At 71.5% G+C, this 21491-nt stretch carries 20 protein-coding genes; 13 read left to right on the forward strand and 7 right to left on the reverse strand.

Annotated elements, in window-relative coordinates:
- Positions 1–19: 19 nt before the first annotated feature.
- Entirely contained in the window at positions 20–673 is a 654-nt protein-coding gene (locus tag RT282_RS15565) for a histidine phosphatase family protein (RefSeq protein WP_313315758.1), read from the forward strand.
- 4 nt (positions 674–677) lie between these two features.
- Here RT282_RS15565 and RT282_RS15570 read toward each other — a convergent pair whose 3' ends face one another.
- Positions 678–1493 (reverse strand): creatininase family protein, encoded by an 816-nt coding sequence (locus RT282_RS15570; RefSeq protein WP_313315760.1) that lies wholly within the window; start codon positions 1491–1493, stop codon positions 678–680.
- Positions 1494–1607: 114 nt separating this feature from the next.
- On the opposite strand from RT282_RS15570, the gene RT282_RS15575 reads away from it, so the two are divergent.
- Complete coding sequence (locus RT282_RS15575; protein WP_313315762.1) at positions 1608–3119, forward strand: MATE family efflux transporter; 1512 nt, start codon at positions 1608–1610, stop codon at positions 3117–3119.
- Positions 3120–3134: 15 nt separating this feature from the next.
- Here the strand turns inward: RT282_RS15575 and RT282_RS15580 are convergent, their stop codons facing one another.
- The gene (locus tag RT282_RS15580) at positions 3135–4028 is read right to left on the reverse strand and encodes a copper chaperone PCu(A)C (RefSeq protein ID WP_313315764.1); all 894 of its coding nucleotides are present in this window, start codon (positions 4026–4028) and stop codon (positions 3135–3137) included.
- A 116-nt stretch (positions 4029–4144) separates the two neighbouring features.
- Positions 4145–4582, reverse strand: a complete 438-nt coding sequence (locus RT282_RS15585) for a hypothetical protein (protein ID WP_313315766.1) — start codon at positions 4580–4582, stop codon at positions 4145–4147.
- A 146-nt stretch (positions 4583–4728) separates the two neighbouring features.
- On the opposite strand from RT282_RS15585, the gene RT282_RS15590 reads away from it, so the two are divergent.
- The 4 genes from RT282_RS15590 to RT282_RS15605 are packed head-to-tail and all read left to right on the forward strand — an operon-like array spanning position 4729 to position 8480.
- The gene (locus tag RT282_RS15590) at positions 4729–5085 is read left to right on the forward strand and encodes an ankyrin repeat domain-containing protein (protein ID WP_313315768.1); all 357 of its coding nucleotides are present in this window, start codon (positions 4729–4731) and stop codon (positions 5083–5085) included.
- Between the two features lie 28 nt (positions 5086–5113).
- On the forward strand, positions 5114–5851 hold the full coding sequence (locus tag RT282_RS15595; protein ID WP_312759837.1) for an alanyl-tRNA editing protein: 738 nt from the start codon (positions 5114–5116) through the stop codon (positions 5849–5851).
- Positions 5852–5898: 47 nt separating this feature from the next.
- Positions 5899–8103, forward strand: a complete 2205-nt coding sequence (locus RT282_RS15600) for a protein-disulfide reductase DsbD family protein (protein ID WP_313315770.1) — start codon at positions 5899–5901, stop codon at positions 8101–8103.
- The gene (locus RT282_RS15605; protein ID WP_313315772.1) at positions 8100–8480 is read left to right on the forward strand and encodes a hypothetical protein; all 381 of its coding nucleotides are present in this window, start codon (positions 8100–8102) and stop codon (positions 8478–8480) included. The genes RT282_RS15600 and RT282_RS15605 overlap by 4 nt, the downstream gene beginning before the upstream one ends.
- Before the next feature lie 29 nt (positions 8481–8509).
- On the opposite strand, the gene RT282_RS15610 is transcribed toward RT282_RS15605, so the two are convergent.
- On the reverse strand, positions 8510–8950 hold the full coding sequence (locus RT282_RS15610; RefSeq protein ID WP_313315774.1) for a PaaI family thioesterase: 441 nt from the start codon (positions 8948–8950) through the stop codon (positions 8510–8512).
- Entirely contained in the window at positions 8947–9621 is a 675-nt protein-coding gene (locus RT282_RS15615; protein ID WP_313315776.1) for a transglutaminase family protein, read from the reverse strand. Before RT282_RS15615 ends, RT282_RS15610 begins: the two co-directional genes overlap by 4 nt.
- Before the next feature lie 124 nt (positions 9622–9745).
- On the opposite strand from RT282_RS15615, the gene RT282_RS15620 reads away from it, so the two are divergent.
- The 3 genes from RT282_RS15620 to priA all read left to right on the forward strand — a co-directional run bounded on the left by RT282_RS15620 (position 9746) and on the right by priA (position 14676).
- On the forward strand, positions 9746–10735 hold the full coding sequence (locus RT282_RS15620; RefSeq protein ID WP_313315778.1) for a peptidoglycan-binding protein: 990 nt from the start codon (positions 9746–9748) through the stop codon (positions 10733–10735).
- A 61-nt stretch (positions 10736–10796) separates the two neighbouring features.
- The gene (gene hemE / locus RT282_RS15625; protein WP_313315780.1) at positions 10797–11924 is read left to right on the forward strand and encodes a uroporphyrinogen decarboxylase; all 1128 of its coding nucleotides are present in this window, start codon (positions 10797–10799) and stop codon (positions 11922–11924) included.
- A 571-nt stretch (positions 11925–12495) separates the two neighbouring features.
- Positions 12496–14676: a primosomal protein N' gene (gene priA, locus RT282_RS15630; protein ID WP_313315782.1), complete on the forward strand. Its 2181-nt coding sequence runs from the start codon at positions 12496–12498 to the stop codon at positions 14674–14676.
- A gap of 61 nt (positions 14677–14737) precedes the next feature.
- On the opposite strand, the gene RT282_RS15635 is transcribed toward priA, so the two are convergent.
- Positions 14738–15685, reverse strand: a complete 948-nt coding sequence (locus RT282_RS15635) for an AEC family transporter (protein ID WP_313315784.1) — start codon at positions 15683–15685, stop codon at positions 14738–14740.
- A gap of 100 nt (positions 15686–15785) precedes the next feature.
- Here RT282_RS15635 and RT282_RS15640 point away from each other — a divergent pair, with 100 nt between their 5' ends.
- The 3 genes from RT282_RS15640 to RT282_RS15650 all read left to right on the forward strand — a co-directional run bounded on the left by RT282_RS15640 (position 15786) and on the right by RT282_RS15650 (position 19688).
- Entirely contained in the window at positions 15786–17843 is a 2058-nt protein-coding gene (locus tag RT282_RS15640) for a UvrD-helicase domain-containing protein (protein ID WP_313315786.1), read from the forward strand.
- A 79-nt stretch (positions 17844–17922) separates the two neighbouring features.
- Positions 17923–19095 (forward strand): phospholipase A, encoded by a 1173-nt coding sequence (locus tag RT282_RS15645; protein ID WP_313315788.1) that lies wholly within the window; start codon positions 17923–17925, stop codon positions 19093–19095.
- A 197-nt stretch (positions 19096–19292) separates the two neighbouring features.
- Positions 19293–19688, forward strand: a complete 396-nt coding sequence (locus tag RT282_RS15650) for a hypothetical protein (protein ID WP_313315790.1) — start codon at positions 19293–19295, stop codon at positions 19686–19688.
- A gap of 100 nt (positions 19689–19788) precedes the next feature.
- Here RT282_RS15650 and RT282_RS15655 read toward each other — a convergent pair whose 3' ends face one another.
- Complete coding sequence (locus tag RT282_RS15655; protein ID WP_313315792.1) at positions 19789–20238, reverse strand: universal stress protein; 450 nt, start codon at positions 20236–20238, stop codon at positions 19789–19791.
- A 71-nt stretch (positions 20239–20309) separates the two neighbouring features.
- Here RT282_RS15655 and tgt point away from each other — a divergent pair, with 71 nt between their 5' ends.
- Entirely contained in the window at positions 20310–21482 is a 1173-nt protein-coding gene (tgt, locus tag RT282_RS15660; protein WP_313315795.1) for a tRNA guanosine(34) transglycosylase Tgt, read from the forward strand.
- The last annotated feature ends 9 nt before the right edge of the window (positions 21483–21491 follow it).

Here is a 21491-nt window from a genome sequence, read left to right on the forward strand (position 1 = left end):
ACGTCCCGCCCGACCGCCGATGGAGCAGCAGCAAGCCACGCGCATCATCGCCATCCGCCATGGCGAAACCCCCTGGAACGTGGACACCCGCATCCAGGGCCACCAAGACATCGCGCTGAACGACACCGGCCAGCGCCAGGCCCGCCGCGTGGCCGCCGCCCTGGCCGGCGAAAGCGTGGCCGCCATCTACAGCAGCGACCTGCAACGCGCCTGGGCCACGGCCCAGGCCATCGCCCAGGCCACCGGGGCGCCCCTGGCGGCCGATGCTGGCCTGCGCGAGCGCGGCTTTGGCGACTTCGAGGGCCGCACCTTTGCGCAGATCGAGAAGGAATCGCCGCAGCACGCCCTGCTGTGGCGCAAGCGCGACCCCGACTTCACACCCGCCGGCGGCGGCGAGTCGCTGACCGCCCTGCGCGAGCGCGTGCAGGAGACGGTGCACCGCCTGGCCGCGCGCCACGGCGGCGAGCAGGTGGTGCTGGTGGCCCATGGCGGGGTGATGGACGTGCTCTACCGCCTGGCCACCCGGCTGGATCTGCAGGCCCCGCGCACTTGGCAGCTGGCCAACGCCGCCATCAACCGCCTGTTGTGGACACCCGGCGGCCTGTCGCTGGTCGGCTGGGCCGACACCCAGCACCTGGAGGACGGCGGCCTGGACGACGAGGCCCACGCCTGATCTTCTAGCCCTGCGCCGGCCACGGCAGCGCGCACAGCTCCTGCAGCATCTGCGCCAGCGCCTGTCCTGCCGCCTCCACCACCGCCCGGCCCTTATCCGCGGTGGCCGCGGCGGCGTTGCCCACGGCGCCGCTCGGGTGGTAGTCCTGCATGGCCCAGCCCATCTTGGCGCTGCGGCCGTTGCCCAGCAGGGCCAAGCGCTCGGCCCGGTCCTGCGAGGACGAGCGCCACTGGTCCGCACGCTCCATACGAACCGCCTGGGGCGCCAGGTGCAGCATCATCGAAGTCTCGATCTCCCCGCCGTGGATGCCGAAGCGGAGCTCCTCGGCGCTGAACAGCCCCTGCACGGCATCGGGCAGCGGCAGGCTGAACCAGCTGCTGCTGTAGACCAGCAGGCCGCAGCGCTGGCGCAGCTCGCGCGCCGCGATGTCCATGGGCGCCACGTTGCCGCCATGGCCGTTGAGCAGCAGCAGCTTCTGCACGCCGGCGCGCGCCACGCATTCGCCCAGTTCCGTCCACAGCGCCAGCAGCGTGGCCGGTGCCAGCGTAAGCGTGCCAGGATAGGCCAGGTGCTCGGTGGACAGGCCGATGTTCTGCGGCGGCAGCAGCAGCACCGGCAGCTCGTGCGGCAACAGCGGCAGCGCCGCGCCGATCACGCCCTGCAGCAGCGTGGCGTCCACATGCAGCGGCAGGTGCGGGCCGTGCTGCTCGACGGCGGCCACGGGCAGCACCGCCACCGTTCGCGCCGCCAGGCCCGAGACCATGGCCTCGGAAAAGTCATGCGTGGACAGGTCGGACCAAAAGCGTGAGGGGTATGGCATGGGGTGGATGTTAGGCGGCACGGGCCTGGCCGATGGCAAACCTGCCCGCTGCCCGCCATCGGTGGTCGGCATCTGCCGACAGCCGGGGCCACGGCCTGCCGCCAGCATCGCGCGATGCCCAGCTCTCCCGCTTCCGTCGCCCGTGGTGCCACCGGCACGCGCGACCTCACGCACGGCGCCATCGCTCCCACCCTGCTGCGCTTTGCCCTGCCCATCCTGGGCGGCAACGTGCTGCAGTCGCTCAACGGCTCGGTCAACGCCTACTGGGTCGGCGGACATCTGGGCGAGGCGGCACTGACCGCCACGGCCAACGCCAACAACATCCTGTTCCTGCTGATCGGCGCGGTCTTCGGCATCGGCATGGCGGCGACCATCCTGGTGGCGCAGGCCGTGGGCGCGCACGACCTGCGCCAGGCGCGCTGCGTCATGGGCACCAGCGCCACCTTCTTCGGCGCCGCGGCGCTGCTGATCGCCGCCGTGGGCATGCCGCTGTCGCGTCACATCCTGGCGGCCATGGGCACGCCGGCCGAGGCGCTGCCGCTGGCGGAGAGCTACCTGCGCATGCTGTTCCTGTCGATTCCGTTCCTGTACCTGTTCACCTTCGTCTCGGCGGTGCTGCGCGGCGCGGGCGACGCACGCACGCCGTTTTTGTTCCTGCTGCTGGCCGTGGCGCTGGACGTGGTGCTCAACCCGCTGCTCATCTTCGGCATCGGGCCCTTCCCGCAGATGGGTATCGCCGGATCGGGCCTGTCCACGGGCGTGGCCAACGCGTTGGCGCTGGCCGCGCTGCTGGGCTGGCTGCGCTGGCGCCACCATCCGCTGTGGATCGCCCGCACGGACTGGCGGCTGTTCGTGCCGCGCCGGGCCATCGTGCGCACGCTGTTGGCCAAGGGCCTGCCCATGGGGGCGCAGATGGTGCTGATCTCGGTGTCCATGCTGATGATGCTGGGCTTGGTCAATGCCCATGGCGTGGCCACCGCTTCGGCCTATGGCGCGGCGCTGCAGCTGTGGACCTACGTGCAGATGCCGGCCATGGCCATCGGCGCGGCCTGCTCGTCCATGGCGGCGCAGAACGTGGGTGCACAGCGCTGGGACCGGGTGGCGGACGTGGCACGTTGGGGGGTGGGCTTCAACTTCCTGCTCACCGGCGCGCTGGTCGGCGTGGTGCTGGCGGCCCAGCGCCCGGTGCTGGCGCTGTTCCTGCCTGCGGGCAGCCAGGCGCTGGAGATCGCACGCCACCTGAACGTCATCGCGCTGTGGTCGTTCCTGTTCTTCGGAGTGAGCTTCGTGCTCACGGGCGTGGTGCGGGCCACAGGCGCCGTGCTGGCGCCCCTGGCCATTCTGGCCGTAGCCCTGTGGGGCGTTCGCGTGCCGCTGGCCTGGGGCCTGCAGGACCGGCTAGGCACAGACGCCATCTGGTGGAGCTTCCCGGCCAGCGCCCTGGTCGCCATGGCCATGACCATGGCCTATTACCGCTGGGGCCGATGGCGCCGCGCCCGGCTGCTGGCGCCGGGCGAGGAGGAAGAACTGGCCACGCCCGCCGAAGTGGGCGGCCTGCCGCCCGCACCGGTGTGCGCCACGGCCGGCGACGTGCCGCACCAGGTGCCCCGGCCGGTGCCTGCCTGAGACAGGCGGCTCTGGCTAGTGCTGGTGCGCCGGCGCATGCGCGCCGCCCGGCGCTACCTGGCGCACCTCGGCCTGCAGCGTGCGCTCGGTGCGGGCGCCGGCGGCGTCCTCGAAACGCAGGGTCAGCGGGATGCTGCGGCCGGCGGCCAGGGGCTCCTTCAAATCCATCAGCATGACGTGGTAGCCGCCGGGCGCCAGCTGCACGCTCTGGCCGGGCGGCAGGTCCAGCCCGGCGATGGGGCGCATGCGCATGGTGCCGCCGTCCATCTTCATCTCGTGTACTTCAGCCACGCCGGCAACGGGGGATGAAACCCCCACCAACCGCGCGCCGGCCGGGGCCTGCAGCGTCATGAAGGCGCCGGTGCCGCCCTGGCCGGCGACGGTGGCGCGCACCCACGGGTTCTTCACGTCCACGGCGGCGGTGCCGGCCGCCAGCACCTCCAGGCGGGCGGCGGGTCGGGCCAGCTTGGCCGTGTCGCCGGCGGCGGGCACCTGGTCCCAGCGCACCTCGCCCACGTCGCACACCTGGTGCACGGGGATGTAGAGCACGCCCGGTGTGGCGGGCAGCACGCCGCGCACGGTGAAGGCCCCCTTGTCATGGCCGCGCAGCGCGCTGGCGGCGGACGCCGCCGTCCAGCGCACCTCGCCGCCCTGGCTGCCGGCCGGGGGCGCGGTCAGCGTCCAGCCGGGGCGCGGCACGGCTTCGGTGATGCGAAAGCCGGCCGGCAGCTGCACGGCCAGCGCCGTGGTGGCCTGCGCGCCCTGGCAGGCGTGGCCGACGGTGAAGGTGGCGTCGTAGCTGCTGCCCGCGGGGGCGCCGCCCGCAGGCAGGCCGACATGGGCCACGGCGCCCGGTGCGGCCAGGCACAGGGACGCCAGGAGCTGGAGGGAGAGGTGGATGCGGTTCATGGAAATCTCGTACGAAAAAAAGAAGGCGGCGCCATGCGCCGCGCGCCCGCTCCGAAGCAGGAAGCGGTGAGGGCGCGAGGATCAGGAAAGGCGTGCCCGGGGCACGCGAAGCGGCGTCAGGCGGCCGCTGGCGGGCCGCGCGCGGCCAGCGGCGCCGCCGTGGTGATGGCGATGGGCGCGGTCGGGGCCGGCCGCAGCACCCGCGACACCACGGGGCGCGGCGGGGGCGCGCCGTGCGGCGCGGGCGGCAAGGGCGCGGCCAGCGGCAGGCACAGGGGACAGTCCAGATGGGCCGCGCTGGCCGTGCGGGGCACCCCGCCGGCATCGGCCACCGCCAGCTCCACCATGCCGGCGCTGGTGCAGACCATATCCAGCGACCCGGCGGCCGCCGCCTGCGGCTGGGCCAGGGGCGAGGCGATGGCCACAGCCAGCGACAGCGCGAACCACGCCAGCGCCACCCGGCCCGCCAGGGCGCGGGCCATCAGGCGCAAGCGGTGAAGGAGCGGCGTGCCGTGCATGGGTGGATAGAGCGTTGGAGCGCTGGAGCCGGGCATGATAGACGCCGGCCCGCGGACCCGCCTGGGCACGGCCACACGCATGGGAGCGCGTCGGCCCCGGCCCGCCGCAGGCAAACCCTGTCGCCCCGAGCCCGAGGTTGCTCTTACAGTCATAGCACCAAGAAACCGACCTGGAGACGCGCATGGCTGGTGCCGGAGGGGACTGGAAAGACTTTTACGCCGCCGCCGAGCGCGGTGATCTGCATTGCGTGCGCTACCACCTGCGCAACGGTGTGGATGTCGACTACCAGCATCCGGAGGTGATGCAATCCGCCCTGTTCATCAGCGTGCTGCACCGCCACGAGGCGGTCGCCCGCGCCCTGCTGGAGCACGGCGCCGACCCGAACCTCCCCGCGGAACTGGGCAGCGTCACCCCGCTGCAGGCCGCGCGCCAGGTCCGCAGCGAGGCGCTGCAGGCGCTGCTGCTGGCCTTCGGCGCCCGCACGAGCCGCCCGGCAGCGCGCAGCCCGTGGTGGCTGCGCTGGCTGCCGCAGGTGTGAACGACGCGGCACTACCATTGCCGCCACCATGACCCAGGATCTCTTTCGCCAAGACGGCTACCTGCGCGAGTGCAGCGCCCGCGTGACCGCCCTGACGCCGCAGGGCGGCGTGGTGCTGGACCGCACCGTGTTCTACCCGCTGGGCGGCGGCCAGGCAGGCGACGCCGGCACGCTGGTGCGCGCCGACGGCAGCCTGCTGGCCATCGCCGACACCCGCAAGGGCCAGGACGCCGAGGGCCGCCCGACGGCGGACATCGTGCACCTGCCCGCTCCCGGCCAGAGCCTGGGCCTGGCGGTGGGCGACGAGGTGACCGCGCGCATCGACTGGGAGCGCCGCCACCGGCTCATGCGCTTTCATACCACCACCCACCTGCTGTGCCATGTGGTCGCGCAGCCGGTGAACGGCTGCTCCATCACCCCCGAATACGCGCGATTGGACTTCCACATGGACGGCGCGCTGGACAAGGACGCGCTCACCGCCGCGATCGCGCGCCTGGTGGCCGAGGACCTGCCCGTGGCCATCGGCGAGATCACCGACGCCGAACTGGACGCCAGCCCGCAGCTCGTCAAAAGCATGAGCGTGCAGCCCCCGCGCGGCACGGGCGTGGTGCGCACCGTGCGCGTGGGCGGCCCCGGCACGCAGATCGACCTGCAGCCCTGCGGCGGCACGCACGTGGCGCGCACGGGCGAGATCGGCGCGGTGGTGGTGACCAAGATCGAGAAGAAGGGCGCCATGGCGCGGCGCGTGGTGCTGGGCATGGCCTGAGGGCCGCCCAGGAACCAAAGCCCCTCCCCGCCGCTCCCATCCCTGCCATGTTCCACTGCCTTCCCCGGCGCCTGCTAGGCGCTCTGTTTTTCATAGCTGCCAGCGCTTTATCCACGGGCGCTGGAGCCCAATTTCTCTTAAAGTCCTCGGGCAGTGCCGGCGCCAGCGTGGTGACCACGCCCTACGTCAGGGCCGAGCTGGTGGCCCATGCGCCCCAGGGCATCGCGCCGGGCCAGCCGCTGCAGCTGGGCCTGCTCATCGCCCACCAGCCCGATTGGCACACCTACTGGAAGAACCCCGGCGACTCGGGCCTGCCCACGCAACTGGACTGGCAGCTGCCTGCCGGCCTGGACGCCAGCGAGATCGCCTGGCCGGCGCCGCGCAAGTTCCCCATCGGCAACCTGGCCAACTACGGCTACGACGGCCAGGTGCTGCTGCCCGTGGCGGTCACGGTGCCGCCCGGCTGGCGCGCCGACCCGCTGGCCACCGAGGCCACCTTCCAGCTGCACGCCTCCTGGCTGGTGTGCCGCCAGGAATGCATCCCCGAGGAAGGCCGCTTCACCCTACAGGTGCCCCTCCAGGGCACGACGGCGCTGCACGCCGCCGCCTTCCAGGCCGCGGCCGAGGCCCATCCGCGCCCGCTGCAGCCGGCCGACGGCAGCAGCGCCCGGGTGCAGGACGGCGCCCTGCTGCTGCGCGTGGCCGGCCTGCCCGCCGCCTGGCAGGGGCGCGAGCTGGGCGTGTTCCCCGAAACCCCCGGCGTGGTGCAGACCGCCGCCAGCCCCGCCCAGCAGTGGCAGGACGGCGGCGTGTGGACGGCCAGCGTGCCCCTGTCGCCCCAGCGCAGCGAGGGCCCCGAGCCCCTGCCCCTGGTGCTGACCGAGGGCGGCGCCGGCGTGCAGCTGGCGCTGCCCGTCGAGGGCGGCTGGCCACCCGCGGCGGCACTGGCCACCGTCTCGCCGGCCCTGGCCGCGGCGCTGGCGGCCAATGCCCAAAACGCCCCGGCGGCGCCAGCGGGCGCCGGCGTGACGGCCGCGCCGCTGCCCACCTGGCTGGCGGCGCTGGCCGGAGCGCTGCTGGGCGGGCTGCTGCTGAACCTGATGCCCTGCGTCTTTCCCGTGCTGGCCATCAAGGTGTCCGGCTTTGCCCGCCATGGGCAGGACCTGCGCGCGCAGCGCCTGGGCGGCCTGGCCTACGCCGCCGGCGTGGTGCTGTCGTTTTCGCTGCTGGGTGCGCTGATGCTGGCCCTGCGCGCCGCCGGCGAGGCCGTGGGCTGGGGCTTTCAGCTGCAGTCCCCGGCCGTGGTGGCCGGCCTGGCGGCGCTGTTCACGCTGATCGGGCTGAACCTGGCCGGCGTCTTCGAGTTCGGCCGCATGCTGCCGTCTTCGCTGGCCAGCCTGCAGGCGCGCCACCCGGTAGCCGACGCCTTCCTGACCGGCGTGCTGGCCGTGGCCGTGGCCTCGCCCTGCACGGCGCCCTTCATGGGCGCCTCCCTGGGCCTGACGGCCACGCTGCCGGCGGCGCAGGCGCTGACCATCTTCGCCGCTTTGGGCGTGGGCCTGGCCCTGCCCTACGTGCTGGCTGCCTGGCTGCCGGCCGTGGCACGCGCCCTGCCGCGCCCGGGCGCGTGGATGGATACGCTGCGCCGGCTGCTGGCCTTCCCCATGTTCGCCACCGTGGTCTGGCTGACCTGGGTGCTGGGCCAGCAGGTGGGCATCGACGGGGCGGCGGCGCTGCTGATCCTGCTGGTGCTGCTGGCGCTGGCCGTGTGGACGCTGACGCTGCGCGGGCGCACGCGGGCCGTGCTCGCTCCTCTTTCGATAGCTGCCGGCGCTTGCGCAGCATGGGTTTGGGCCCCAAAACTCGTTGAAATCCAACCCCTGCCCGTTGCCGCCGCTGCGGCGCAGGCCGACGGCACCTGGCAGCCCTGGGCCCCTGAGCTGCCGGCGCAGATCGTGGCCAGCGGCCGCCCGGTCTTCGTGGACTACACCGCCGCCTGGTGCGTGACCTGCCAGTACAACAAGCAGACCACGCTGTCCGACGAGGCCGTGCTGCAGGACTTCGCCGCCAAGGGCGTGACGCTGCTGCGCGCCGACTGGACGCGGCGCGACCCGGCCATCACCGCCGCCCTCGGCGAGCTGGGCCGCAGCGGCGTGCCGGTGTACGTGCTGCACGCCCCGGGCCGCGCGCCGGTGGTGTTCAGCGAGATCCTGGGCCGGCGCGAGCTGCGCCAGGCGCTGGCCGCGCTGTGACGGGCCGCCCCGCGGCGGCGCCCCTGCGCGTCGTCGACTCCATCACCGAGCTGCGCCCCGGCGACGCCGGCTGCGTGGCCGTGAGCGGCTCTCACGGCGGGCACAGCGCCGCGCAGTACGCGATCGCCGCCCGGCCGCTGCTGTCGGTGTTCAACGATGCCGGCGTGGGCCGGGACGATGCCGGCATCGCGGCGCTGCATCTGCTGCAGGCCCAGCGCCTGGCCGCCGCCCTGGTCGGCCACGACAGCGCCCGCATCGGCGAGGCACGCAGCACGCTGGAAGACGGCGTGATCCGCCACGCCAACGCGCTGGCGCGCGCCCTGGGCGTGCGGCCGGGCATGCGCTGCAGCGAGGTGGTGCGGCTGCTTTGTGGCTGAGGTCGCGCGCTTGAATCCGCGCCTGCCGGTCAGCCCTTGAAGCTGTCGGAGAACTCCGGCCCGATCTTGAACACGCCGCTCACGCGCGCGCAGGGCGTGCCGTCGGCGCTGACCAGGCCCTGGGCGAACACCAGCGAGCGCGTGGCGCGCAGCAGCTCGGCCGTGCCCTCCAGCCAGCAGCCCAGCGGCGAGGGGGCCAGGTAGTCGATCTGCAGGCTGATGGTGGGCAGGAAGCGGCCCTTAACCGGCCCCGGCTGGCCCAGCACCGCCATGGGCAGCAGCATGTCGCAAAGGCTGGCCATCATCCCGCCGTGCAGGATGCCCATGGGGTTGCAGTGGCGCTGCTCCACGCGCAGGCCAAAGCGCAGCTGCGCCCCGCCCCGGCGCACGTACAAGGGGCCGTTGGCCTGCATGAAGGGGCCGCCGGCCTCGAAGGCCTCGAAACCGGGCGGAATGGCGGGGGCGGTCATGCCTGGGTCTCCTGGCGCACTTCGGCGGTGAAATCGGCGCCCGCCAGCTGGGCCTGGTCCATGAGGCCGGGGTACAGGCGGGCGAAGTCCGCGGCGATGTCGGCCAGCGGCAGGTCGTCGAAGCTGCCGCGCTGGTGCACGTATTCCATGTGGCGCTGGCCGGCGCGGTCGTAGGGGTGGTAGATGGAGTCCTGCCGGCCGTCGAACTCCAGCGGCAGCAGGCCGAAGCGCTGGCACAGCTCCACGTTGAAGGCCGGCGTGGCCTTGACCCAGCGGCCCTCCAGCCACAGCTCGGTGTAGCCGTGCCAGTAGAAGACGTCGGTCTGTATGACGCGGCGCATGCGCTCGGTGCTCAGGTGGTTGCGCACATCGGCAAAGCCCAGCCGCGCGGGGATGCCGGCGGCCCGGGCGGCGGCGGCCAGCAGCACCGCCTTGGGCACGCACCAGCCGTAGCCCTGGGCCAGCGCCTGGCTGGCGGACATGCCGCGCGTGCTCAGGTCGATGCGGTAGGGGTCGTAGCGCAGGCCGTCGCGCACCGCCAGGTACAGGGCCACGGCCTGCGCGCGGGCGCCGTCGCCCTGGGCGTGCCGCTGCGCGAAATCGCGCACGGCGGGGTGGTCGGCATCGATGGCCGGGGTGGGCTGCAGGTGTTCGGGGCGCGGCGTGTCCATCGGCCCACGATAGCGCACGCCGCCGGCGCCGCTGTCGTGCGTGCGACTGGGCGGTCAGCAACCCCACGCGGCGCTGTATCGCAGGCGCGCTGGCACACTTCGGTGCAGGTTTGCACCGACGATCATGACCCGCCGCCTTCTCCCCCGCTCCCTCCTCGCCTGCGCTGCCGCGCTGCTCGCCCTGCCGCTGCTGGCCGCGCCGTCCACCGGCAACGGTGCGCCGCTGGCGCAGCAGCTGCGCTTCAAGATGCAGTCGCCCCAGGTGCGCGAGCTGCAGGTGCGCCTGCGCCAGGCCAAATACCTCGCGGTGCTGGACGTGGAGGACCGATTCGGCATGCTCACGCGCGAGGCCGTGCGCAAGCTGCAAGGAGACAGCGGCCTGCCCGCCACCGGCGTGGTGGACCAGGCCACCTGGGCAGCGCTGGCCGCGCGCTCGCGCGCGCCTACGCAGGCCGAGCTGAACAACACCGACATCGGCCCCTGGTTCGTCGCACCCGCCGAGCCGGGCTTCATGAGGGAGCTGCAGCACCGGCTGAAGCAGGCCGGGCTGTACCAGGGGGCGCTGGACGGCGCCTTCGACGACGCCACGCGCCAGGCCATCGCCGCCTGGCGCACGCGCATCGGCCTGCCGGCCAGCGAGGTCATGGACGAGCGCGCCTGGACGCCCCTGATCCGCCGCACCCGCCTGCCGCGCTACGCCGAGCTGTTCGACGCACCGCCGCAAAGCAGCCTGACGCAGGAGCTGCACGCCAGGTGCGCCACCGGGCGGGTGGTGTGCATCTCCAAGCAGCAAAAGAAGATGTCCTATGTGGAGGACGGCCGCGTGCGCTTCACGCGCGAGGCACGCTTTGCCATGCCGGGCTGGGACAGCCCCGAGGGCGAATTCCGCATCTGGTACATGAACCACGAGACGGTGTCGAAAATCTTCGGCGAGCGCACGCCCATGCCCTATGCCATGTTCTACCAGGGCAACGTGGCCATCCATTTTTCGCAGGACTTCGCCGACAAGGGCTACGGCGGCGGCTCGCACGGCTGCAGCCAGCTGCGCGACTACCAGGTGGCCAAGTGGCTGTACGAGCAGGTCAAGGTGGGCGACCGGGTCGTCGTCTATTGATTGACGCCGGTCAAGGGCTTGCATGGCGGCGAGCACAGGGCCGCTGCGACAATCCCGGGCCATGACGACTTCCAGCTCTTCCTTCGCGCCCCTGACGAACGACACCTTCCTGCGCGCCTGCCGCCGCCAGGCCACCGACTACACCCCGCTGTGGCTGATGCGCCAGGCCGGGCGCTACCTGCCGGAGTACAAGGCCACGCGCGCCCGGGCCGGCAGCTTCATGGGGCTGGCGACCAACGTCGACTACGCCACGGAAGTCACGTTGCAGCCCCTGGAGCGTTTCGCGCTGGACGCTGCCATCCTGTTTTCCGACATCCTCACCGTGCCCGACGCCATGGGCCTGGGATTGAGCTTCGCCGAAGGCGAAGGCCCGCGCTTCGCCCGGACGGTGTGCACCGAGGCCGACGTGGCTCAGCTGGCCGTGCCCGACATGGACAAGCTGCGCTACGTGTTCGACGCCGTCACCAGCATCCGCCGGGCACTCAACGGCCGCGTGCCGCTGATCGGCTTTTCCGGCAGCCCCTGGACGCTGGCCTGCTACATGGTCGAAGGCCGGGGCTCGGACGACTACCGCCACGTCAAGAGCCTGATGTACGCCCGCCCGGACCTGATGCACCGCATCCTGGCCGTGAACGCCGATGCCGTGGCGCAATACCTGAACGCGCAGGTCGATGCCGGTGCCCAGGCGGTGATGGTCTTCGACAGCTGGGGCGGCGTGCTGGCCGACGGGTGCTTCCAGCAGTTCAGCCTGGCCTACACCCGGCGCGTGCTGGCGCAGCTCAAGCGCACCGGCGTGGACGGTCAGGACGTGCCGCGCATCGTCTTCACCAAGGGCGGCGGCATCTGGCTGGAGGACATGGGCCAGCTCGACTGCGAGGTGCTGGGCCTGGACTGGACGGCCAACCTGGGGCGCGCCCGCGCTGCCGTGGGCGGCCAGGCTGGCGGCCCCGGCAAGGCGCTGCAGGGCAACCTGGACCCGAACGTGCTCTTTGCCCCGCCCGAGGCGGTGGCGCGCGAGGCGCGGGCGGTGCTGGACAGTTTCGGCAAGCCCCACACCGACCCGGCCACCACCGGTCCCACGCACATCTTCAACCTGGGGCACGGCATCAGCCAGTTCACCCCGCCGGAGCACGTCACGGCACTGGTCGAGGCAGTGCACGGCCATTCGCGTGCCATGCGCCACGCGTAACGCCAGTTATGCACACCAGGGCCGGCGCGGGCCGGCCCGACACGGGAGGTGACAGATTTCTGCTCAGCCGTGGGAACTCTGTCCGAAGCAGCGCTAAGTCCTTGATTTGCAATGCCTTCCCCGGCCTGCCTTTTTCCTGTGCAGCCTAAGCAAAGCACGGCCTGACAAGGGTTTGCGGGCCTCGCCCCGCAGCTATCAACAAAGTTATCCACAGATAATCTGAACTTCTGTGCAAACACTTGCAAAATCAAGCACTTGTCGCCGGATGTGCATGCGTTTTCCGGATTTGGCTCGGGGGGCCTAACATAAAAAGAGTCGACCAAAAGCCCTTGACAGCGCACTTGTTCACATGTTTAGCGGAGCGGGCGGCTCGTGCAGCCTTGCAGAGGCAGCCCCGGGGATTTTTTTGCACCGCAACATAGCTCTTTGATTTCATTGGCGTTTTTACGCGCTTGCAGGCGCTTCGCCATAGCACGCAATGCCCGCCCCACAAGGCCTGCAGGCGTTTGACGGCCTGCTTTCCACAAAGTTATCCACAAGCAGGCGCGGCGCCGGCGTGGCAGCCGGCACAATGCAGGCTTCGCACACGGCGCCGCCGATTCACGTTCCCGTCTTGTCCTCCTCCCCGCCTCCGCCCGACGACGCTCCCTACCTGGTGCCCGTGGCCGTCAGTACGCCCGCCCACAGCAGCGTGGGCGAGCCGCTGAGCTACGCCAGCAGCGCCCCCCTGGCGCCCGGCACGCTGGTGCGCGTGCCCCTGGGCGCGCGCGAGGTGCTGGGCGTGGTGTGGGACGCGCCGGAGCAGGCCGCGCCCCTGCCGCCCGGCGTGCAGCCCCGCGCCGTGGCCGGGGTGCTGGAGGACATCGACCCGCTGGCGCCGGCCTGGCGCCGGCTGGTGGCCTTTGCCGCGCGCTACTACCAGCGCGCCGTGGGCGAGGTGGCCCTGGCCGCCCTGCCGCCGCAGCTGCGCGACCTGGGGCCGCAGCAGCTGGCACGCCGGCTGCGCCGCGCGCCGGCGCCGGCACACCAGCCAGGTGCTACGGAAAGCGTAGCGCTCAGCGCAGAACAGGCAAGCGCCGTGGCCGAAATTCATGCCCAACCCGGCCCCTTCCTGCTGTTCGGCAGCACGGGCAGCGGCAAGACCGAGGTCTACCTGCAGTGCGTGGCCCAGGCGCTGGCCACCGACCCGCAGGCGCAGGCCCTGGTCATGGTGCCGGAGATCAACCTCACGCCCCAGCTGGAGTCGCGCGTGCGCCAGCGCTTCGCGCCGCTGTACGGCGACGCGGCCGTGGTCGCCATGCACAGCGGCATGACACCGGCGCAGCGCCTGAAGAGCTGGCTGGCCGCCCACACCGGCGCCGCGCGCATCGTGCTGGGCACGCGCATGGCGGTGTTCGCCAGCCTGCCGCGGCTGGCCATCATCGTCGTCGACGAAGAGCACGACCCCAGCTACAAGCAGCAGGAGGGCGCGCGCTACAACGCCCGCGACCTGGCGCTGTGGCGCGGGCGCGAGCAGGGCGCGCGCGTCATCCTGGGCAGCGCCACGCCGTCGCTGGAGAGCTGGCACGCCAGCCGGCCGCCCTCGGCGGACGACCCGCGCGGCGGGCGCTACCAGCGCCTGTACATGCCCAGCCGCATCGGCGCCGGCCAGCTGCCGCGCGTGTGCGTGGTGGACATGGGCCAGCAGCCGCGCGGCGCCGTGTTCTCGCCGCCGCTGCTGGCCGCCATCACCGAGCGCGTGCAGCGCGGCGAGCAGTGCCTGGTGCTGCTCAACCGGCGCGGCTTCGCCCCGGTGCTGCACTGCCACGCCTGCGGCTGGAAGAGCGACTGCCCGCACTGCAGCGCCCACCAGGTGTTCCACAAGATCGACCGCACGCTGCGCTGCCACCACTGCGGCGCGGCCAGCCGCGTGCCGCGCGCCTGCCCGGCCTGCGGCAACCTGGACATCGCCCCCATCGGCCGGGGCACCGAGCAGCTGGAGGAGCAGCTGGCCGCCCTGCTGCGCAACGTGATCGTCGAGCCCGCCGGCCGCGCCGTGCGCGTGGGCCGCATCGACGCCGACACCACCCGCGCCAAGGGTGCGCTGGAGGAGCAGCTGGCCCAGGTGCATGCCGGCGAGGTGGACGTGCTGGTGGGCACGCAGATGATCGCCAAGGGCCACGACTTTCGCCGCATCACCCTGGTAGCGGCCGTGCAGCCGGACGGCGCCCTGTTCAGCAGCGACTTCCGCGCCCCCGAGCGGCTGTTTGCCCTGCTGATGCAGGCCGCCGGCCGGGCCGGGCGCGACGCGCGCTACGTCGCCGCCCAGGGCCAGGGCGCGGAGATGTGGATACAGACCTGGCACCCCGAACACCCCGTCTACGCCGCCCTGCGCCGCCACGACTGGCCGGCCTTTGCCGCCCAGCAGCTGGCCGAGCGGGCGGATGCCGGCATGCCGCCCTTCGCCTACCAGGCACTGGTGCGCGCCGACGCGCGCACGCAGGAGGCCGCCCAGGGCTTTCTCACCGCCGCGGCCGAGGCGGCCCGCGTGGCGCAGCTGCAGGGGCTGGAGCAGGTCTTTTTGTTCCCGCCCGTGCCGCTGACCATCCAGCGCGTGGCCGGCGTGGAGCGCGCGCAGATGCTGCTGGAAAGCCCCTCGCGCGCGGCCCTGCAGCACTTCCTGGCCGCCTGGCAGGCCCTGCTGCACGCCGAGCGCCCGCGGCACAAGGGGCTGGTACGCTGGCTGGTGGACGTGGATCCGCAGGCGATTTAATAAGCGTTTTTTGCCTCCAGCGCTTATGCAGCAAGCGCTGGCAGCTATCAAAAACGCAGCGTCAGGCCAGCAGCGCCACGGCGGCCGAGAAGCTCACGAAGGCCAGCGCCGTGCTGGCCAGGATGATGCGGGCGATGCGCCCGCCGTGGGCCTCGAAGCGCTCGGCCAGCAGCGACACGTTGCTGGCGCTGGGCAGGGCGGCCACCAGCACCAGGGTGGTCACGGCCAGCGGCGGCAGGGCCAGGCCCAGGGCCAGGGCGGCCTGGCAGGCCAGCCACATCAGCACCGGGTGGACGAGCAGCTTGGCCAGCGCCAGGGGCAGGTAGTCGCGCACGGCGACGCGCTCGTGCGCGTTCATCTGCGAGCGCGCCAGCACGGCGCCGATGGTGAACAGCGCCACCGGCGAGGCGGCGTCGGCCAGCATGGCCACGGTGCGATCCAGGGGGCCGGGCAGCGTGAACGAGGCGGCCGAGGCCAGCGCGCCCAGGGCGATGGACCAGGGCAGCGGGTTGGCCAGCACGCCCTTGAGAGCCATGCGCAGCGCCCGCCCCGCGCTGCCCCCGCCCAGGCCCAGGCGCGACAGGGCAATGCACAGCGAAGTGGTGACGATCATGTCCAGCGCCATGGTCGGGATGACGGTGCCGGCGCTGGCCTCGCCCAGCAGCGCCACCAGCAGCGGCACGCCCATGAAGCCCGAATTGGGGAAAGCCACCACCAGCGCGCCGAAGGCGGCGTCGTTCCAGCCCCAGCGCCGCCGCGTGGCGGCGACGGCCCCGGCCACCAGGGCCAGGCCGCACAGCAGATACACCAGGGCCACCACCGGGTCCAGCAGCTGCCCGATGGGCGTCTGTGCGCCAAAGCGGTACAGCATGCACGGCAGGGCGAAATACAGCACGAAGCTGTTCAGCCCGGCGATGGCAGGCAGCGGCAGCAGCCCCCGGCGCGTGGCGGCAAAGCCGGCCAGCACCAGGGCGAAGAAGGGAAAGGTGACCGACAGGACCGACAGCACGGCCGCGATTGTCGCAGCCGCACGGGCCCAATGGGCCCTCGCTATCATCGTGCGCTCCGCGCCCGTTCCTCCTCTCTTCTCCCCCGCCTCTGCCTCCCCCATGTCCGGTCTGAATCTGGCCCAGCTGCAAGCCGTGCACTACACCGAAGGCCCCTGCCTGGTGCTAGCCGGCGCCGGCTCGGGCAAGACACGGGTCATCACGCACAAGATCGCGCGGCTGATCGAGACCGGCTTGGCGCCCCGGCGCATCGCCGCCATCACTTTCACGAACAAGGCCGCGGCCGAGATGCGCGAGCGCGCCGCCGGCCTGATCGGCCGCCAGGCCAGGGACGTGCTGGTGTGCACCTTTCACGCCCTGGGGGTGCGCATGGTGCGCGAGGACGGGCACGTGCTGGGCCTCAAGCCCAACTTCAGCATCCTGGACCAGGACGACGTGACCGGCATCCTGAAGGACTGCGCCGGCGGCACCACCGACGCGGCCACGGCGCGCCAGTGGCAATGGACGATCAGCGCCTGGAAGAACCAGGGCTGGGACGCGCGCAAGTCGCTGGCCATGGCCAAGGACGACCACGAGCGCAGCATCGCCCTGATCATGCAGCGCTACGAGGAGCGCCTGGCCGCCTACCAGAGCGTGGACTTCGACGACCTGATCGGCCTGCCCATGCGCCTGCTGCGCGGCCACGCCGAGGTGCGCGAGAAATGGCAGCGCGTGCTGGGCCACGTGCTGGTCGATGAATACCAGGACACCAACGCCACGCAGTACGAGTTGCTGAAGATGCTGGTGGGCGAACGCGCGCGCCTGACGGCGGTGGGCGACGACGACCAGAGCATCTACGGCTGGCGCGGCGCCACGCTGGACAACCTCAAAAAACTGCCGGTGGACTTTCCGCATTTGAGAGTCATCAAGCTGGAGCAGAACTACCGCTCGACCAGCGCCATCCTGCGCGCGGCCAACCACGTGATCGGGCCCAACCCCAAGCTGTTCCCCAAGACCTTGTTTTCCGAACTGGGCGAGGGCGAGCCGGTGCGCGTGCAGGACTGCGACAACGAGGAGCACGAGGCCGAGCGCGCCGTGGCGCGCATCCTCAGCCTGCGCGCCGCGGCCAATCCGCCGCCCAGCTGGAAGAGCTTTGCCATCCTCTACCGCGCCAACCACCAGGCCAAGCCGTTCGAGAAGGCGCTCAGGAAGGCCAACATCCCGTACAAGGTCTCGGGCGGCACCAGCTTCTTTGACCGTGCCGAGATCCGCGACCTGTGCGCGTGGTTCCGGCTGTGGATCAACAACGACGACGACCCGGCCTTCCTGCGCGCCGTGGCCAATCCGAAGCGCGGCATCGGCCACACCACGCTGGGCGCGCTGGGCGCCTTTGCCGCGCAACACCGCACCAGCATGTTCGGCGCGCTGTTCAACGGCATGCTGCCGGCCGCCGTCCCCAAACGCGCGCTGGACGGCCTGACCGAGTTCGGCCGCGCCATCAACGACCTGGAGTACCGCGCCCGCCACACGCACGGCTTTGAAGACGCGCGCGCCTTTCTGGCCGACTGGCTGAAGGACATCGGCTACGAGCAGCACCTGTACGACGCCGAGGACAGCGAGAAGGTGGCCGCCGCCCGCTGGAGCAATGTGCTGGAGTTCTGCGACTGGATGGCCCAGCGCGCCGGCGGCCAGATAGAGGACGCTGCCGGCACCACGACCCAGAAGGAAACCAAGAGCCTGCTGGAAGTCGCCCAGACCATCGCCCTGCTGTCCACCATCTCCGAGCGCGAACAGGAGCAGGACATGGTGGTGCTGTCCACCCTGCACGCCAGCAAGGGCCTGGAGTGGCCGCACGTCATCCTGGCCGGCGTGACCGAGGGCATGCTGCCCTTCAAGCTGGACGACGACGAGGGCCGCCAGCAGAAGGTGACCGAAGACATCGCCGCCCGCCTGCAGGAAGAGCGCCGGCTGATGTACGTCGGCATCACCCGCGCCCAGCGCACCCTGGCCGTGAGCTGGACCAAGAAGCGCAAGCGCGGCCGCGAGATGGTCGCCTGCCAGCCCAGCCGCTTCATCGCCGAGATGAAGCTGGACGCCGCCACCGCCCGCGAGGACCCGCGCGAAAAGCTGCGGCAACTGCGCGCAGAATTCGCCGCCCGGGCGGACGCGGCCAAGGTGTGATACCGCCACTCCCCTATTCATAGCTGCCAGCGCTTGCCCAGCAAGCGTTTGAGGCAGAAAACACCACCAAACATACGCCATGAACACCTTCACCCCCCTGGGCGCCGCCGCGCTCGCCGCCCTGCTGCCCCTGGCCGGCCACGCGCAGGCCGCACCCGCCGCCGGCACTGCCGACGCCGGCTGGCGCCAGTGCTCTTCCCTGCAAGACGGGCAGGCGCGCCTGGCCTGCTTCGATCAATGGGCCGGCCAGCTGGCCTGGGCCGCGCCCGCGGCCAGCGCCAGCATGGGCACGGGCGGCGGCGACGCCGCCACGGCGGCCGCGCTGGCGGCGCTGCCCGCGCCGGAAAGCGCGCCACAGCCCGAGCCCCAGATCACCGTCAAGGCGGCCGCCGGCTGCCGCGACGGCGACTACACGACGCTCTCGCGTTTCTGGGAGCTGGAAGAGGGCAGCGACTGCGGCATCTTCCGCTTCCGCGGCTACCGGCCGTTGAACGTGTCGGTGGTGGGCGCAGACACCGTCAACCGCCAGCCCAGCTCGGACAACCCCAACAACAGCGCCAGCAGCCCGGTGGACTACCGCCGCGCCGAGATGCGCGTGCAGCTGTCGGTGCGCACCAAGCTGGCCAGCGGGCTGCTCACCGGCAACGACCAGCGGCGCGACTCGCTGTGGGTGGGCTACACGCAGCAGTCGTACTGGCAGCTGTTCTCGCACGAAATCTCGCGGCCGTTTCGCAACACCGACCACGAGCCGGAAGTCATGTACGTCTACCCGACCGATGCCCAACTGCCCTTCGGCTGGCGCTGGCGCTACAGCGGCATTGGGCTGGTGCACCAGTCCAACGGCCAGAGCGATCCGCTGTCGCGCAGCTGGAACCGCGCCTACCTGATGACCGGCTTCGAGCTGAACGACCACTGGAGCCTCACCGCCCGCGCCTGGAAGCGCCTGCACGAGAGCGCCGAGAGCGACAACAACCCCGGCATCAGCGACTATGTCGGCCGCACCGAATTCGCCCTGGGCTGGAACGTGAACAAGGACAACCGTGTGACGCTGACCACGCGCCACAGCTTCGGCCACAGCGACCGCACCTCCGCGCGCCTGGACTGGCTGAGCACGCTGGGCACGCAGCTGGTCGGCCCGCGCAGCAACCTGCGCCTGCACACGCAGCTGTTCTCGGGCTACGGCGACAGCCTGATCGACTACAACAGGAAGCGCACCGTGTTCAGCATCGGCCTGAGCCTGGTCGATTTCTGAGAACGGCCTCCGCACCTGACACCCTGTTACGCCTTGGCGCCGCCATTGGCTTGTGGCAGGGGGGTACAGCTTCCACAATCGGCCCCCAGGCACCGATAGCACCAGCCTGGTGCGTGCAACTGGCGCCCCAATACGGCCGTATTCGGCGCATTGGCGGGTGGCGGGCTTCGCACAATCGGTCCCGGAGGAGATCGACCATGGAACTGCAATACCAGCTCAGGGCCGGCAGCTACTACCTGTACGACCTGCGCGACACGCCCAGCGCCGTCACAGGCGAGCGCCGCTTCAAGCTCAAGACGGACAACGTGGCCATTGCCTTTGACCGCCATACCGGCCACGTGCACCAGCACGGCAGCCCGGCGCGCATCCAGTCCTGGGCCACGCACACGCGCCGGCGCCTGCGCGCGGCCGGCCTGCTGCAGGACGCCAACGACCTGGTCGTCGTCTCCGGCCCGCTACCGGTCGAGGAGATCAACAAATGCCTGTGGGTGGCCGGCTACTGCCGCCGCCTGCTGACCCGCTTGGCCAGCCTGCCGCACGGCAAGCTGCAGCGCGCGGGCGATCCGGCTTCCGCATGGAAAAAAGCGGCCTGAGCGCACACCAGACAAGCGCCAGCAGCTAGCGAAAACATAGCAACCACACATAAAAAACGCCGGGCAAACCCGGCGTTTTTGCGTGGTAGGCCGAGCCGCTTCAGACTTGCGCGTCCGCCTCGGCGTGCTTGACCACCGTGACCGGCACCGGGCTCATGTGCACCAGCTGCTGCGACACCGAGCCCAGCAGCGCCCCGCGCAGGCCGCCCAGGCCGCGCGCGCCGATGAACAGCGCGTCGCAGCCGCAGCGCTCCACCATGTCCACCAGCGTGGCGGCCACCGGGCCCAGGCCCAGCTCGGTCTCGTAGGGCACGCCGGCCGCCTCCACCAGCGCCACGGCGCTGGCCAGCAGGTGGCTGCCGGCCTCGACGCTGGCCTCGGCCACGGCGTCGGCGCCCTGGGTGGCCAGCTCCAGCAGGGTGGCTTCTTCCTGCACGTGGCCCAGCACCAGCGTGGCCTGCAGGCCGCCTCGGCGCACCAGCTCCAGGGCGTGGTGCACGGCATCCAGCGCCAGGTCCGAGCCATCGACGGCGATCATGATTCTGAGCATTCGTTCTCTCCTTGGGGTTGCCACTGATGCGGCCAGTGTAGGGGGCCCCGCTCTGGGACAATTCAAACCCTATGCTGCAATTCGACCTGCTCGCCACCGACCCCGCAAGCCACGCCCGGCGCGGCGCCCTGACGCTGAACCACGGCGTGGTGCAGACCCCCATCTTCATGCCCGTGGGCACCTACGGCACCGTCAAGGGCGTCATGCCGCGCAGCCTGCACGAGATGGGCGCGCAGATCATCCTGGGCAACACCTTTCACCTGTGGATGCGCCCCGGCCTGGACGTGGTGAAGGGCTTCGGCGGCCTGCATGCCTTCGAGCAGTGGGACAAGCCCATCCTGACCGATTCCGGGGGCTTTCAGGTCTGGAGCCTGGGCGCCATGCGCAAGATCACCGAGGAAGGCGTGCACTTCCAGAGCCCGGTGAACGGCGACAAGCTGTTCATGTCGCCCGAGGTCAGCATGCAGATCCAGACCACGCTGAACTCCGACATCGTCATGCAGCTGGACGAATGCACGCCCTATGAGACCAACGGCCACCTGACGACCGAATCGGAAGCGCGCAAGAGCATGGAGATGAGCCGGCGCTGGGCCCTGCGCTCCCAGGCCGAGTTTGAGCGCCTGGGCAACCCGAACGCGCTGTTCGGCATTGTGCAGGGCGGCATGTTCGAGCACCTGCGCCAGGAGTCGCTGGAGGCCCTGGTGGCGATGGACTTCCCCGGCTACGCCATCGGCGGCGTGAGCGTGGGCGAGCCCAAGGACGAGATGCTGCGCATCATGGCCCACACGCCGCACCGCCTGCCGGCGGCGAAGCCGCGCTACCTGATGGGCGTGGGCACGCCCGAGGACCTGGTGGAGGGCGTGGCCCAGGGCGTGGACATGTTCGACTGCGTCATGCCCACGCGCAACGCGCGCAACGGCACCCTGTTCACCCGCTTTGGCGACCTGAAAATCCGCAATGCCCGGCACAAGGACGACCACCGCCCGCTGGACACCACCTGCACCTGCCACGCCTGCGCCGGCAGCACCGGCGTGAGCTGGGACGACGGCGGGCGCGGGGGCTTCTCGCGCGCCTATCTGCACCACCTGGAGCGCTGCGGCGAAATGCTGGGGCCCATGCTCACCACCATCCACAACCTGCACTACTACCTTCAGCTGATGCAGGAGATCAGGGACGCGCTGGACGCCGGCACCTTCGCCCAGATGCGCGCGCGCTTCAAGGCAGAACGGGCGCGCGGCGTATAAAGCGCCCTT

This window comes from Pulveribacter sp. (genome assembly GCF_032079985.1).
GTDB lineage: Bacteria > Pseudomonadota > Gammaproteobacteria > Burkholderiales > Burkholderiaceae_C > Melaminivora.

What these genes read in the sequence shown, in the direction of transcription:
- RT282_RS15565 (WP_313315758.1), top strand. Translation starts at nt 20, where the DNA reads ATGGAGCAGCAGCAAGCCACGCGCATCATCGCCATCCGCCATGGCGAA.
- RT282_RS15570 (WP_313315760.1), bottom strand. Translation starts at nt 1,493, where the DNA reads ATGCCATACCCCTCACGCTTTTGGTCCGACCTGTCCACGCATGACTTT.
- RT282_RS15575 (WP_313315762.1), top strand. Translation starts at nt 1,608, where the DNA reads ATGCCCAGCTCTCCCGCTTCCGTCGCCCGTGGTGCCACCGGCACGCGC.
- RT282_RS15580 (WP_313315764.1), bottom strand. Translation starts at nt 4,028, where the DNA reads ATGAACCGCATCCACCTCTCCCTCCAGCTCCTGGCGTCCCTGTGCCTG.
- RT282_RS15585 (WP_313315766.1), bottom strand. Translation starts at nt 4,582, where the DNA reads ATGCCCGGCTCCAGCGCTCCAACGCTCTATCCACCCATGCACGGCACG.
- RT282_RS15590 (WP_313315768.1), top strand. Translation starts at nt 4,729, where the DNA reads ATGGCTGGTGCCGGAGGGGACTGGAAAGACTTTTACGCCGCCGCCGAG.
- RT282_RS15595 (WP_312759837.1), top strand. Translation starts at nt 5,114, where the DNA reads ATGACCCAGGATCTCTTTCGCCAAGACGGCTACCTGCGCGAGTGCAGC.
- RT282_RS15600 (WP_313315770.1), top strand. Translation starts at nt 5,899, where the DNA reads ATGTTCCACTGCCTTCCCCGGCGCCTGCTAGGCGCTCTGTTTTTCATA.
- RT282_RS15610 (WP_313315774.1), bottom strand. Translation starts at nt 8,950, where the DNA reads ATGACCGCCCCCGCCATTCCGCCCGGTTTCGAGGCCTTCGAGGCCGGC.
- RT282_RS15615 (WP_313315776.1), bottom strand. Translation starts at nt 9,621, where the DNA reads ATGGACACGCCGCGCCCCGAACACCTGCAGCCCACCCCGGCCATCGAT.
- RT282_RS15620 (WP_313315778.1), top strand. Translation starts at nt 9,746, where the DNA reads ATGACCCGCCGCCTTCTCCCCCGCTCCCTCCTCGCCTGCGCTGCCGCG.
- hemE (WP_313315780.1), top strand. Translation starts at nt 10,797, where the DNA reads ATGACGACTTCCAGCTCTTCCTTCGCGCCCCTGACGAACGACACCTTC.
- priA (WP_313315782.1), top strand. Translation starts at nt 12,496, where the DNA reads ATGCAGGCTTCGCACACGGCGCCGCCGATTCACGTTCCCGTCTTGTCC.
- RT282_RS15640 (WP_313315786.1), top strand. Translation starts at nt 15,786, where the DNA reads ATGTCCGGTCTGAATCTGGCCCAGCTGCAAGCCGTGCACTACACCGAA.
- RT282_RS15645 (WP_313315788.1), top strand. Translation starts at nt 17,923, where the DNA reads ATGAACACCTTCACCCCCCTGGGCGCCGCCGCGCTCGCCGCCCTGCTG.
- RT282_RS15650 (WP_313315790.1), top strand. Translation starts at nt 19,293, where the DNA reads ATGGAACTGCAATACCAGCTCAGGGCCGGCAGCTACTACCTGTACGAC.
- RT282_RS15655 (WP_313315792.1), bottom strand. Translation starts at nt 20,238, where the DNA reads ATGCTCAGAATCATGATCGCCGTCGATGGCTCGGACCTGGCGCTGGAT.
- tgt (WP_313315795.1), top strand. Translation starts at nt 20,310, where the DNA reads ATGCTGCAATTCGACCTGCTCGCCACCGACCCCGCAAGCCACGCCCGG.